We start from the raw sequence: 13,945 nt of genomic DNA, 5'->3' as shown, positions 1-13,945 counted from the left end.
AAGGAACCTGTATGTTTACCAGACGCGATGCACTCAAACTTTCCTTGGCCGCCGGCGCCATTTCGCTTGTCCCCCTCAGCGTTTCCCGGGCCGCAAGCTCGAAGATCAAGTGGCAATATTTTCAGGCGTCCGAGACCGGGTTCCGCCGCACGCCGGTGTTGCTCACCGGCAAGAAGGAAGCCATTCTCATCGACGGCGGCTTCACGCTTTCGGATGGCCGCGCCGTCGCGGACGCCATCAAGGCGACCGGCAAGCATCTGAGCACCATCTATGTCAGTTGCAACGATCCCGATTACTATTTCAGCCTCCGGCCGATCGTCGAAGCCTTCCCGGATGCCAAGGTCATCGCAAAGCCCGTCACCGTCGCGGCCATCCATGCCAATGTCGAAGGCAAGCTCGCGGTCTGGGGACCGCAACTGAAGGAAAACGGTCCGCAAAAGCTGTCGGACGTCGTCATTCCTACTGCGTCGGATCTGAGTGCGCTCGAACTTGACGGCGAGAAGATCGAAATCGTCGAAGTCCCTGACATGCACGATCGCCGCTATCTCTGGGTCCCTTCCATCAAGGCCGTGTTCGGGGGTGTGCTGATTTCCTCCGGGATCCACGTCTGGGTCGCCGACGAAGGCACGCCTGAAAAGCGGGAAGCCTGGATCAAGGCGCTCGACGCATTGGCGGCCCGTAAGCCGAAGATCGTGGTCCCCGCTCATCAGGCCGAGGGTGCTCCGCAAGGTCTCGATGCCGTCAAGTTTACGCGCGACTATCTTGTCGCCTTCCATGAAGAGGAAGTGAAGGCCAAGGACAGTGCGGCTTTGATCGCCGCAATGACCAAGCGTTATCCCCATCTGGGCGACGCCAGCTCGCTCGAATTGGGCGCCAAGGTCGCAAAGGGCGAGATGAAGTGGGGGTAGGCCTCGCTGTGTAACCTTGCCCCGATCAGTCCGGGTTTTTTCTTAGGAAAACTTCCGGGCTGACTTTGGTCAAAGTCCTTTGTCATTCACTTCTCAGGAGTCGAGGAATGACGGTGGACTCCAATCTGTTGCGCGCTGTCGGGCACCAACCCAATGCCCGACAGCATCTTTCCTGCGTGAACCTTAGAGTTTGATCCAAGCAGTCTTGAGATCGACGTATTTATCGAGCGCATGCAAAGACTTATCGTGACCGTTGCCTGACTGCTTGACGCCACCGAGGGGTACGGTGTTGTCAGCCCCGCCGTAGGTATTCACATGCACCACGCCGGCGCGGATGTTGCGGATCATGCGGTGCGCTCGCGAAAGGTTCGAGGTCCATACCGCCGAGGCGAGACCATAATCGGTGGCGTTGGCAATCTCCAAAGCTTCGGCCTCGCTCTCAAAGGGTATGATCGACAGAATGGGGCCGAAGACCTCCTCCCTCGCCAGCGTCATGTCGGGTCTGATATCGAAGATGGTGGGCTGCATGTAGAAGCCGCCCGTCTCCCCCAGAATGCGCTTGCCGCCCGTGCGCAAAAAAGCTCCTTCGACGAGAGCTTGCTCGACATAGCCAAGATCTTTGCCGAGCTGCGCTTCGCTGGAAACCGCGCCGATCTCGGTAGAGAACTGCAGAGGATCGCCGACCTTCATCGTCTCCGCGACCCCTACGAGTTTCTCTGCAAACGCCTGATGGATCGATTTCTCCACAAGCAGCCGCGATCCCGCGACGCAAACCTGCCCCGCATTTCGGAATATCCCATAGGCCGAGACCTTGGCCGCTTCATCCATATCCGGCACATCCGCAAAGACGATGTTCGGAGATTTGCCGCCGAGTTCGAGATAGACCCTCTTCAGGTTTGAACGCGCGGAATACTCCAAGAGACGCCTCCCGATCGAGCCGGAACCGGTGAAGGCGAGCACGTCGATATCCATGTGCAGCCCCAGGGCCTCGCCGCAGACCGCGCCGCGCCCGGTGACGACATTGAACACGCCTTCTGGCAATCCAGCTTCGGCGCAAATTTCGGCAAGCTTGAGCAGCGTCAGCGATGCGCCTTCGGCGGGCTTCAGCACGACGGAATTGCCGGCAGCGAGTGCGGGGGCGATCTTCCAGGCGCCGATCATCATCGGGAAATTCCACGGCACGATGGCAGCGACGACGCCGATCGGCTCGCGATGAACGAGACCCAGAATATTCTCCGCCGTCGGAGCGATTTCGCCATAAACCTTGTCGATCGTCTCGGCATAATAGCGGAAGGTGCCTGCGGCACTGCCGGGCTCGGCCTTCAGCGCCATCGAGATTTCCGTGCCGTTATCGCGCACGCCGAGCACGGCGAGTTCAAGCGCATTCTTTTCGATCAGCTCGGCAATCTTCAGCAGCACCTTCTTGCGTTCCGCCGGCGCCGCCTTCGACCAACTGCCCTTTTCGAAAGCATGCCGTGCAGCCTTGACCGCAAGATCGACATCCTCCTTACCGGCATCGGCGATGGTGGTCAGCCTCGTTCCATCGATCGGGGAAATGACATCCATCGTGGCGCTGCTGACCGGCTGGCGCCATGCGCCGCCGATGAACAATGCCTGCGGGGAAACGGATAGTGTCCGGAGCTGGTCGATCTTGTCTTGCATCTCATTGTCTCACAAAGAGGGTGGCGGGTTTCCCCGCCACCGCGATTGGAACTGCTTCAGGCTTCCTGACCGGCACCGAGGCGGGCGTAGCCTGCCGCATCCGAAGACTTCAGGCGCGCCGCGGCGATAAATCCGACGATCGCCGCGATCAGAACCAGGCCTGGCAGCAACACGGCAAGAACGCCATTGGCGCCGGCGATCGCACCGAAATTCGCCGAGATGTAGTAGACGAGCGCCAGAAGGATCAGCCCCGTCACGATCGGCAGCACCTTGATGACAAGCACATTGCGCTCAAGCCCCGGATTACGGCTGAAGAACACCACGATCGAGAAGGCCGTGAACGCCATCAGCAGGATGATTGCAAGCGTGGCGACATTGGTGAGCCAGGAGAAGAGTGCCAGCACCGGATCCTGACCCGTCGCTGCAAAGAGTGCGACGACGAGCACGGCAATGACGGTCTGGATGATCGAGCCGACATGCGGGCTCTGGAAGACCGGATGCGTGACGCCGACCGACTTCGGCAGCAGACCCTCGCGACCCGCGACATACATGTAACGCGCCACGCCATTGTGGAAGGCGAGAATTCCGGCAAACAGGCTGGTGATGAAGAGAACGCTCATCACGACGGTGATCCAGTGGCCGACGTAGCGCTCGGCAAGGCCGAAGAGGAACGTGGTCGGATCGGCAAGACCCTGTAACGCCGGAACCAGCTTATCGACGCCCGCGCCATCCACCATCAACCAGGAGGTCAGCATATAGAAGAGACCGATAATGAGAACGGAGATATAGGTTGCGCGCGGCACGGTCTTTTCCGGCTCACGGGCCTCTTCGCTGTAAATAGTCGTCGCTTCAAAGCCGATGAAGGCGGCAAAGCAGAACAAGAGGCCGATGGCCGGAGTTCCGCTCCAGAAGGCCGTCGGCGTAAACGACGCAGCCGAAAGGCCGGCGTCGCCGCCCTTGACGAAGATCGCGGCGTCGATGACGAGGACGACGAGATATTCGAGAATGACGAGCACCGTCAGCACCTTGGCCGATAGATCGACGCGGCGGTAGCCAAAAACGGCGACGAAGGCGATACCGACGAAGCTCCAGACCCACCAGGGAAGGTCAAGGCCGAGCTGCTCGGCAAAGAAACCCTTGGTCGCTGCGCCGAAAAGGCCGAGAACGCCGACCTGCATGGCATTATAAGCGAGAATGGCGATCAGCGCGGCCGCGCCGCCCATGAGGCCGCCAAGACCCTGGGCCGTATAGGCATAAAAGGCGCCGGCATTGCGGATATGGCGCGCCATGGCGACGTAACCAACAGCAAACAGCAGCAGAATGCCTGTCACCAGCAGGAAGGTGAGCGGTATCCCCGGCCCGTTGCCAAGCATCATCGAAAGCGGCACGCCGCCAGCAACGGCGGTCAGCGGCGCTGCGGCCGAAACCACCAGAAAGGTGACGGCACCTACGCCGAGACTGTTTTTGCGCAACTGGTTTTCAGCCGCGCCCTGCGAATTTTGCGTATTCATCTTCGTTCGTTCCCCTTGTTGAGAATATCCGATCATCGCTGCGATTGCGCGCAGGCGACCTCCACCAGAACCGGACTGACGAGCGGGGTTTGGGCTTTTGTTGATTTTGCCGCCGTCAGCGCTTATGGTTCATTATTTGAACCGCAGCTTCAAATATAGACTTGCAAACATTCCCGGCCTCTGTCAAGTTATTTCGCATGTTAAGTATCTTGGGTCGCTGCTATCGTGCCGCGGCGCAAGGTCGGCGACCTGATTTGAGGGAAAGCTTCGGCCGGACACAGGAAATCAGAACCCGACCACCCAAGAGGAGGAACGATGAGCACGATCGGAAAGGCGCTTTCATTGCTGGATACCCTGTCACGGCTGGACAAGGAGGCGGGCCTGACCGACATCGCCCGCCTGTGCGCGCTGGACAAGGCAACAGCGCGACGCTTTCTGGTGGAGCTGGAAAGGCACGGCTTCGTGGAGCAGGATCAGGATACGCGCCGCTATCGCATCGGCTCGGCGCCGGTTCGCCTCGCACGCATTCGCGAAGCACGCTTTCCTTTTCTGCGGGTCGCCATCCCGTTCATCAAGTCGCTCGCCGAAACATCGACTGAGACGGTGCATCTTTCGGAATTTTCGGGAGGACGGCTTTCGACCATCCATGTGGAGGATTCGCCCCGCGCCCACCGCATCATCATCGATGTCGGCAGCCTCCTGCCCTTTCATGCCACGGCGTCCGGTCTTGCCTTTCTGGCCTTCTCTCCACGCTCAGAGATCGACGCGGCTCTCCAAAAGCCGCTCGAGAAATTTACGGACCATACCATCGTCGATCCCCTGCTGGTGCGTGGGATGCTCGATGAGACGGCAGCACGCGGCTTTTCCATCAGTCATCAGGGTTTAGAGGCCGGCGTCATCAGCGCGGCCGCGCCGGTCCGCACGCCCAATGGCCATCCCATCGGCTGCGTGGCGGTCGCCGCCCCGCTCTCACGCACGACGAAGGTAGCCATCCACGAATTTGGCGCGCAGGCAGTCGCTGCGGCCAATGCGATCTCAGAAAAATATTACGGGTCGGAAAGACCCATGGGAACCATTGCAAAAATCAGGAGGACAGATTGATGAGCCCGGAGGCTCCCTCGCCAAAGATACTCGTCATCGGAACCGGTGACACCAAATGTGACGAACTGCAATTCATGGCGTCCGTCATCGCGGAAGCCGGCGGCCAGCCAATCATGGTCGATGTCAGCATTCTCGGCGATCCGCCCTATAGTCCCGATTATTCCAAGCATGACGTCGCCAAGGCCGCTGAAACTACAATCGCGGCAATCGCCGAAAGCGGCGATGAAAACAGCGCCATGGCAGCCATGGCAAAGGGCGCGGCAGCACTGACCGGGCGCCTTCACGAAGACGGATTGGTCGACGGCGTCATCGTGCTCGGCGGCTCCATGGGGACGGATCTGGCGCTCGACGTCGCCGCCGTCCTGCCGCTCGGCGTCCCGAAATTCGTGGTTTCGACCATCGCCTATTCTCACCTTATACCGCCCGAACGCATTGCGCCCGACCTGATGATGATCCTGTGGGCCGGCGGTCTCTACGGCCTCAACAGCATCTGCCGCTCTGTCCTCTCGCAAGCCTGCGGCGCGGTCGTCGGTGCGGCAAAACACGGAAGCAGACCCGATCGCAAACGGCCGCTCGTCGGCATGACCTCGCTCGGCTCGTCCTGCCTGAAATATATGAAATATCTGCGGCCTGAGCTGGAAAAGCGCGGCTATGACGTCGCCGTATTCCATGCCACCGGCATGGGTGGACGCGCCTATGAAGCCATCGCTTCCCAGGGCGACTTTGCCGCCGTTTTCGATTTCTGCATTCAGGAAGTCAGCAACCATCACTACGGCACTGTCGTCACTTCCGGGCCGGACAGGCTGGAAAATGCCGGACGCGCCGGCATTCCGCAGATCGTCGCCCCCGGCGCTGTCGACATGGTCGATCTTCAGGCGTGGCAGGCCCTGCCGGAGATTTTTGCCGATCGTCCCTATCACGCCCACAACCGGCTGATCGGATCGGTGACCACGTCGCCAGAGGGCAGACGGGAAGTCGCCCGATTGATCGGGGAAAAACTGAAACGCGCCGAAGCAAAGGTCGCCTTCCTCCTGCCGACCGAAGGGCTGCAGGAATGGGACAAGCCGGATGAGCCGCTGCATGATCCGGAGGGCCTGGACGCCTTCCTCGATGAGATGCGCCGCGCCGTACCGTCTTCTGTCACCCTGCAGGAGGTCGATGCCCATATCAACGCGCCGGCCTTTTCGGCGGCAGCACTCGCCATCTTCGACCAATGGGTCGCCGAGGGCGTCATTCCGGAGGGACGGCCATGACACAAGACCGCGCGCTTATCCTCGACTTCGGCGGCGTCGTTACCCGCACCCTGTTCGAAACGCATGACATTACCGAACGCACGCTCGGCCTTCCCAAGGGATCGCTGACCTGGCTCGGGCCATTCGATACGACCACGGACGCGCTCTGGGTTGCGATGCAGAACCGCGAGATCACCGAACGCGACTATTGGCTCAGGCGCGCCGGCGAAGTCGGCAAGCTAGTCGGCGAAAACTGGACCGACATGCAGACCTTCGTGCGCCGGGCGCGCGGCGCCGAGCCGGAGCTTGTTCTGCGCCCGGAAGCGCGCGACGCCATCCTGCGTGTGAAGGAGGCAGGTCTCAGGCTGGCAATCCTGTCAAACGAGCTCGACCTCTTCTACGGCGTCGAATTCCGCCAGCGCTTTCCGCTGATTGAGCTCTTCGACGTCATTGTCGATGCCACTTACACCAAGATCCTCAAGCCCGATCCGCGCGCCTATGAGCTCGTTCTTGCCGAGCTCGATTTGCCGCGCGAGGCCTGCGTCTTCGTCGACGATCAGAGGAAAAACATCGAAGGCGCCGAAGCCGTGAACCTGCCTCACGTGCATTTCGACGTGACCCGGCCCGCTGAAAGCTATGCCCGCGCACTTGCCATGCTGGGGCTCTGAACCAAGAGGAATCGACATGCGTGAAACCAATTTCATCATCGAAAACAACGCCCGCCACCTCTGGCATCCGATGGCCCACCCTGCGGAAATGCAGGCCAACCCGCCGCGCATCATCAATGCCGGCGAAGGCGTCGAAATCGTCGATATTCAGGGCAGGAAGGTGCTGGACGCAGTCGGCGGCCTCTGGAACGTCAATCTCGGCTATTCCTGCGAGCCGGTGAAGAAGGCAATCCGCGACCAGCTTGACGAGCTGCCCTATTATTCGACCTTCCGCGGCACGACGAACTCGCCGCTGATCGAACTCTCCTATGAGCTTGCCGAATGGTTCAAGCAGGATGGCCTGAGCCGCTCCTTCTTCACCTCGGGCGGCTCGGATTCGGTCGAGACCTGCCTGCGACTGGCGCGCCAATACCACAAGATCAACGGCGAGCCGGAGCGCACCAAGTTCGTTGCGCTGAAGAAGGGTTATCACGGAACGCATTTCGGCGGCGCCTCGGTCAACGGCAACCAGAACTTCCGCCGCAACTACGAACCGCTGCTTCCGGGCGTCATCCACCTGCCCGCCCCCTTCACCTACCGCAACCCCTTCAACACCACCGACGGCGCGGAGATTGCGGCTGCGATCGGCAGGCTCTTCGAGGATGAAATCGCCTTCCAGGGCGCCGATACCATCGCGGCGCTGATCGTTGAGCCCGTGCTCGGCGCCGGCGGCGTCATCGTCCCGCACGAGACCTTCCTACCGCTGATGCGCGAGATCTGCGATCGACACGGCATCCTGCTGATCGCCGACGAGGTCATTACCGCTTTCGGCCGCACCGGCGCCTGGTCTGGATCGCGTCTCTGGGGCGTGCAGCCGGATCTGATGTCGACGGCAAAGGCCATCACCAATGGCTATTTCCCTTTCGGCGCCGTGATGATCGCGGACAAGGTGGTACAGGTCTTCGAAAGCAATAAGAGCCCGGTCGGCAGCATCGGCCACGGCTACACCTATTCCGGCCACCCGGTCGGTGCCGCCGCAGCCCTTGCCACATTGAAGGAAACCAGGCGCCTCAACGTCGCCGCCAATGCCGCGGCACGTGGCGAAGAGCTGCTGGCCGGGCTAAAGAGGCTGCAGGACAAGCATGAGCTAGTGGGCGACGTGCGCGGCAAGGGCCTGATGTGTGCCCTCGAGCTCGTCAGCGACCGGAAGAAGAAGAGCAGTGCCGCCAAAGACGTCATCCAGAAGGTTCAGGACGCAACCTATGACGCCGGCGTTCTGATCCGCACCTCGGGCGCCAACGTCATCATGTCGCCGCCGCTCATCGTTACGGCGGAGAATGTTCAGACCATCCTGACTGCGCTCGACGCAGGTCTTGCCGCGGCGAGGGGCTGATCATGTCCGATAACGCAGCCCTGATCGCGCGTCGCGAACGGCTTTTAGGCCGGAACATGTCGCTCTTCTACGACGACCCTGTGCATCTCGTGCGCGGGGAAGGCGTCTGGCTTTGGGACGCCGATGGCCGCAAGTATCTCGATTGCTACAACAATGTGCCGCATGTCGGCCATTGCCATCCCCACGTAGTCGAGGCGATCACGCGGCAGGCCTCGATGCTGAACACGCATACGCGCTACCTGCATGAAGGCATTCTCGATTATGTCGAGCGGCTGACCGCCACTTTCGACGAGAGCCTGAATGCTGCGATCCTGACCTGCACGGGCAGCGAAGCGAACGATGTGGCGCTGCGCATGGCCCAGGCCGTTACCGGCAAGACGGGCGTCATCGCCACGAACCATACTTATCACGGCAACACGACTGCCGTGTCTCAGCTATCGACCCGCATGCCGCCGGTCGGCGGCTTCGGCGGTCATGTCCGGCATGTGCCGGCGCCGGACGGCTATCGTCCGCTCGGCGGAGAAGGCGGCAATGCCTTCGCGACGGCCTTCGCGACCGAGGTCGAGAAGGCGATCGCCTCGCTTCAGGACAGCCCACACGGCTTTTCGGCCATCATCATCGATCCGTTCTTCGCCAATGAAGGTTTTCCGGACCTACCGCCAGGCTTTCTGGACAAGACGGTCGCAGCCGTACGCAAGGCCGGCGGTCTTGTTATTACCGACGAGGTGCAACCCGGTTTCGGCCGCACCGGCTCGCATATGTGGGGCCATCAGCACGCCGGCATCGTTCCCGACATCGTGACGCTCGGCAAGCCGATGGCCAACGGCCATCCGGTCGGCGGCGTCATTGCCAATGTCGATACGATAAATGCCTTCCGCAAAGCGTTCCGCTACTTCAACACCTTCGGCGGCAATCCAGTCTCCTGTGCGGCGGCAATGGCCGTGCTTGATGTCATCGAGGACGAGAACCTCATCGAGAATGCCCGCAATGTCGGCGAATATACGCGCGATGCCTTCAAGCAGCTCGCGCAGAAGTATTCGATCATCGGCGACGTGCGCGGCAGCGGTCTCTTCATGGGCACGGAATTCGTGCTGGACAGGCAGACGAAGGAGCCGGCCGTCGCTGAGGCGACCCGGATCGTCAACGCCATGCGTGAACGCGGTGTGCTGATGGGCAAAATCGGCATTCACCAATGCGCTACCAAGATCCGCCCGCCCATGCCGTTTTCGAAGGACAATGCCGACTTCATGTTGTCGATCTTCGATGACGTGCTGGCAGGCCTGTGAGCTGCCCCATGGCCGAACACGACTTTGCCGCGCCTGCGGATGATCTCTGTGCAAGAGCCAAGGAAGCGCTCGTCCATTGGGGACTGGCGGACCAAACGCCGGAACTGCTGAAATTCCGCGAGAATGCGGTATTCAGGATCCGGATGGCCGATGGCACACCCGCGGTCTTGCGGCTACATCGTCCCGGTTATCATGACGACCGCGCTCTCGCCTCCGAACTGCAATGGATGGCGGCTTTGAAGGCCGGCGGACTACGCGTGCCAGCCCCGATCCCGACCATTGATGGGCGCAATCTGGTGACCCTGGCCGCTACGCCGTACTTTTTCAGCCAGCAGGCCGATATCGTAAGCTGGATGGATGGCGAAGAGCTGGGCCGTTCCGGCACGCCGCTTCACCACGCGCGTCTGCGCCTTGAAGCGATCTTCGGCCATCTCGGCGAGGCAATGGCTGAGCTTCACAATATCTCAGACCGCTGGACACCACCGCCGTCGTTTGTGCGGCCTGCATGGGATTTCGACGGTTTACTCGGGGAAAGCCCCCTTTGGGGGCGTTTCTGGGATTGTCCCGGGCTGGCGCCAGAGGCGGCAAGTCGGCTTGCCACACTCCGGCCGCTGCTCATCGACAGCCTGAGATCGGCGGCAATATCCGGGCTCGATTACGGACTTATCCATGCGGATCTCGTCCGCGAAAATGTTCTTGTGGGTCCCGATCATGTCGAGCTGATCGATTTCGATGATGCCGGCTACGGCTGGCGCATGTTCGATATCGCCACGGCACTTCTCAGGAACCGGCGGGAGCCGGATTTCGGGCTGATCAGCGCATCGCTTATCGAGGGATATCGCAGACGACGGCCACTGTCGGATGCGGCGCTCGAAGCCCTTCCCCTCTTTCTGCTGCTGCGGAGCCTTACCTATATTGGCTGGGCCAGCAGCCGCGTGACCGCATCGGAAGCGAAGGAGCGTCTGGCGCGCTATGTTGCAGAGTCCTTGGAGCTTGCCGAGGGGCTCTCCCAGCGGTGACAGGCTCGATCATCAGGTAACGGGCTGAAGGTCTGCGACCCTCAGGTCCCCGACGGGCCGGTCTCCGGCTGCAGATGTCGCCGACGCCAGGCGGCCGGCGCTTCGCCGGTGCGTTTTCGGAAGAAACGGGAGAAATAAGCGGGATCCTCGAACCCGACCTCGCGGCCGATGTCCTCGACCGGACGGATGGTAAACTTCAACAACCGCTTGGCCTCAAGCAGTCTTCGATCAAGCAGCGTTTCCTTGACGGTATGCCCAAAGACTTCACGCGCCGCCTTGTCGAGCAAATGTGGCGTCGTCGCCAGCAGATCGACATAGCGCCCGACCGGCCAATCCTTCTTGTAGTGCTGGTCAATAGCCCGGCGCAGTGCCATTCCCAATGCCACGGTCGGTGACGCCGTATCGAGGCCGCCTGCTCCGCCGAGGCGTGCCATCAGCGACAGCACGACCGACACTAAACTGACAAGCACCTTCTCGCTGGCACTTGCACCGGCGCGGTATTCATCAGCAATCATCGTGAGAAGCAAACCCATCCTTGTCCATGTGGGATCAGCGCTCTCCCCCTTGAGCAGCATCGGCACGTCGAGGCTGAGATCCACCTGGGGAGCCATGGCTCGCAGAAGATCATCGGAGACCGAGACGACAATAGCGTCCGACTGTTCGCCGACATCGAAGCCGTGCACCACACGGCTCGGCACAAAACTGATGGCCGGAGCCGAAAAATTCCAAGTCTCGTCCTCGATCCGGTAGGTGCCTCCACCTTCGAACCAATAGGTTATTTGCCCCATCAGCGGATGCTGGTGTGGAGCGACATGGCCGAAATGCTCGCTTTTTCGGTCCATGACCGTCTCGACGTGGAGGAAACCGACATCGAGTTCACGGGCGGGTTCGCCGTAGACGAAGAAGGATGGAATATCATTTCTCGCAACCATGCCGCAAAAAGTACAAGCGAATTGCCCTCTTTGTCCATGGTCCCGATGGCTCTCCCGATCTAGCTTTTATCAACATTTCAAGGGAGGAACGCGATATGCGAGCTGAAGACCACCGCGGGGACAGCACCCGTCCATTTACCGGCGCCGAATATCTCGCCAGCCTGCGCGACGGGCGTGAGGTCTATATCAACGGCGAGCGAATTGCCGATGTCACCGCTCATCCGTCGATGCGCAATTCCGCTCGCTCCATCGCGCGGATGTACGACGCCCTGCATGACGAAAAGACGAAGGAGCGTCTGACCTCACCGACCGATACCGGCTCGGGCGGCTACACCCACAAATATTTCCGGGTCGCGAAATCCTCTGCGGAACTCGTCGCCCAGCAGGGCGCCATCGCCGACTGGGCGCGCATGTCCTATGGCTGGATGGGCCGCACCGCCGATTACAAGGCGGCCCTCATGAACACGCTCGGTGCCAATGCCGACTGGTACGGGCCATTCAAGGACAATGCGCTTTCCTGGCATAAGCGGGCGCAGGAATCCGTTCTTTTCATGAACCACGCGATCGTCAATCCGCCGATCGATCGCCACAAGCCCGCCGATGCCGTCAAGGACGTCTTCGTCCATATCACCAAGGAAACCGATGCCGGCATATATGTTTCCGGTGCCAAGGTGGTGGCAACCTCCTCGGCGCTCACCCACTATAATTTTCTCGCCCAAAGCTCGGCGACGGTGACGGAAGACCCTTCATTGTCGGTGATGTTCATCGTGCCGATGAATGCGCCTGGCATAAAGATGTTCTGCCGCGTCTCCTACGAGCAGACTGCCAACACCGTCGGTCAGCCCTTCGACTATCCCCTGTCCTCGCGCTTCGACGAGAACGATGCAGTCCTGGTGCTCGACAATGTGTTCGTGCCCTGGGAGGACGTGCTCGTCCTTCGCGATGCCGCCAAGATCCTGTCGTTCCATCCGGCCTCCGGCTTCATGCACGGCTACTGCTTCCAGGGTTGCACGCGCTTTGCCGTCAAGCTCGACTTCCTGGCCGGCCTGCTCGCCAAGGCATTGCGCGCCACCGGCGGCGATGCCTTCCGTGGCAATCAGGCCGCGCTCGGCGAGGTCATCGCGCTTCGCCACATGTTCTGGTCCTTCTCCAATGCCATGGCCTATAATCCGCAGTCCTGGGCGAACGGCGCGGTGCTACCGAACATGGAAGCCGCGCTTTCCTACCGGACCTTCATGTCGGAGGCCTATCCACGCGTCATCGAAACCGTGCGCAAGGTTGTCGCCTCTGGTCTGATCTATCTTCCCTCCTCGGCCATGGACTTCGGCAATCCGGAGATCGACCGCTATCTCGCGCAATATGTCCGCGGCTCGAACGATATGGGCCATATCGAACGCATCAAGATCATGAAACTGCTTTGGGACGCGACCGGCACCGAATTCGGTGGACGCCACGCTCTTTACGAACTCAACTACGCCGGCGCGCCGGAGGAGGTCCGGCTGCAGGTGCTGAAGGGCGCGGAGCGCGGCGGACGTCTCAGGGAGATGGAAGCGCTCGTCGATCGCTGCATGAGCGACTACGACGAAAACGGCTGGACCGGCGATACGTGGTTGCCGCCGATCGACAGAACAATCCTCACCCGCAACGCGGCTGAATGAGGCACGGCCATGGAGGAGCAAGTCTCGAAAATCGAGTTCCGCAATGCGATGGCCAGGGTCTGCGCCCCGGTCAACGTCATCACCACCAACGGACCTGCCGGGCGCGGCGGGTTCACCGCCACGGCGATGTGCAGCGTCACGGATGAGCCGCCGACGCTTCTGATCTGCATGAACAGCCGCTCGGCGCAGAGCGGGCTCTTCGTTGAGAACCGTCGTTTCTGCGTCAACGTGCTGACCGGCGAGCACAAGGAACTCGCCGGCTATTTTGCGGGCCAGCAATCCGACATGGAGGCTCGCTATGCGGCCGCCGAGTGGACGGACCTGCGCTCCGGCAACCAGGCGCTCGCCGACGCGATCGTCTCCTTCGACTGCCGGCTGGTCGAGTCGCGCCTCATCGGCACGCACAATATCTTCATTGGCGAAGTGGTTGACATTCGCTCGCGCAAGGATGGTCACGCCTTGCTCTACTTTGATCGTAACTACGTACACGTACCGACGCAGACCGGCAGCTTCGGGGGCTAAGAGCCGCCGAAGTCTATGCGTCATCCACTCCCGCAATCGTAATCGTCGAAAGCCGCTTGACAGCCGCCCGTATA

General features: G+C 61.0%; 12 protein-coding genes. 9 read left to right on the top strand and 3 right to left on the bottom strand.

Annotation, left to right across the window (positions count from 1 at the left end):
• Positions 1-11: 11 nt before the first annotated feature.
• Positions 12-908, top strand: coding sequence for an MBL fold metallo-hydrolase (locus tag QA648_RS19895; protein WP_104826054.1), 897 nt, complete (start codon positions 12-14; stop codon positions 906-908).
• Positions 909-1,091: 183 nt separating this feature from the next.
• Here the strand turns inward: QA648_RS19895 and QA648_RS19890 are convergent, their stop codons facing one another.
• Entirely contained in the window at positions 1,092-2,570 is a 1,479-nt protein-coding gene (locus QA648_RS19890) for an aldehyde dehydrogenase (protein ID WP_283053148.1), read from the bottom strand.
• Between the two features lie 56 nt (positions 2,571-2,626).
• Positions 2,627-4,081 (bottom strand): APC family permease, encoded by a 1,455-nt coding sequence (locus tag QA648_RS19885; RefSeq protein WP_283053147.1) that lies wholly within the window; start codon positions 4,079-4,081, stop codon positions 2,627-2,629.
• A gap of 315 nt (positions 4,082-4,396) precedes the next feature.
• On the opposite strand from QA648_RS19885, the gene QA648_RS19880 reads away from it, so the two are divergent.
• Genes QA648_RS19880 through QA648_RS19855 form a run of 6 tightly spaced genes read left to right on the top strand, consistent with a single transcriptional unit; the run spans position 4,397 to position 10,759 of the window.
• Positions 4,397-5,182, top strand: a complete 786-nt coding sequence (locus QA648_RS19880; protein ID WP_283053145.1) for an IclR family transcriptional regulator — start codon at positions 4,397-4,399, stop codon at positions 5,180-5,182.
• Positions 5,182-6,435, top strand: coding sequence for a Tm-1-like ATP-binding domain-containing protein (locus QA648_RS19875; protein WP_104826050.1), 1,254 nt, complete (start codon positions 5,182-5,184; stop codon positions 6,433-6,435). The genes QA648_RS19880 and QA648_RS19875 overlap by 1 nt, the downstream gene beginning before the upstream one ends.
• Complete coding sequence (locus QA648_RS19870) at positions 6,432-7,082, top strand: HAD-IA family hydrolase (RefSeq protein ID WP_283053142.1); 651 nt, start codon at positions 6,432-6,434, stop codon at positions 7,080-7,082. The genes QA648_RS19875 and QA648_RS19870 overlap by 4 nt, the downstream gene beginning before the upstream one ends.
• Positions 7,083-7,098: 16 nt before the next feature.
• A complete protein-coding gene (locus tag QA648_RS19865) occupies positions 7,099-8,454 on the top strand; it encodes an aspartate aminotransferase family protein (RefSeq protein WP_104826048.1) in 1,356 nt (451 codons plus the stop codon).
• Positions 8,455-8,456: 2 nt separating this feature from the next.
• Positions 8,457-9,740, top strand: coding sequence for an aspartate aminotransferase family protein (locus tag QA648_RS19860; protein WP_283053139.1), 1,284 nt, complete (start codon positions 8,457-8,459; stop codon positions 9,738-9,740).
• An 8-nt stretch (positions 9,741-9,748) separates the two neighbouring features.
• Positions 9,749-10,759 carry a phosphotransferase gene (locus QA648_RS19855; RefSeq protein ID WP_283053137.1) on the top strand — a complete coding sequence of 337 codons (1,011 nt, stop codon included), beginning with the start codon at positions 9,749-9,751 and terminating at the stop codon, positions 10,757-10,759.
• 41 nt (positions 10,760-10,800) lie between these two features.
• Here QA648_RS19855 and QA648_RS19850 read toward each other — a convergent pair whose 3' ends face one another.
• Positions 10,801-11,691 carry a helix-turn-helix domain-containing protein gene (locus QA648_RS19850; protein ID WP_104826045.1) on the bottom strand — a complete coding sequence of 297 codons (891 nt, stop codon included), beginning with the start codon at positions 11,689-11,691 and terminating at the stop codon, positions 10,801-10,803.
• 95 nt (positions 11,692-11,786) lie between these two features.
• On the opposite strand from QA648_RS19850, the gene QA648_RS19845 reads away from it, so the two are divergent.
• Positions 11,787-13,349, top strand: a complete 1,563-nt coding sequence (locus tag QA648_RS19845) for a 4-hydroxyphenylacetate 3-hydroxylase N-terminal domain-containing protein (RefSeq protein ID WP_283053135.1) — start codon at positions 11,787-11,789, stop codon at positions 13,347-13,349.
• Between the two features lie 9 nt (positions 13,350-13,358).
• Entirely contained in the window at positions 13,359-13,871 is a 513-nt protein-coding gene (locus QA648_RS19840) for a flavin reductase (RefSeq protein WP_260304612.1), read from the top strand.
• Positions 13,872-13,945: the final 74 nt, after the last annotated feature.

Origin of the sequence: Rhizobium sp. CB3171 (genome assembly GCF_029714265.1) — a bacterium.
Lineage (GTDB): Bacteria > Pseudomonadota > Alphaproteobacteria > Rhizobiales > Rhizobiaceae > Rhizobium.
Note: the sequence above shows the minus strand (reverse complement) of the source record. Positions and strands in the feature narration are given on the sequence as shown.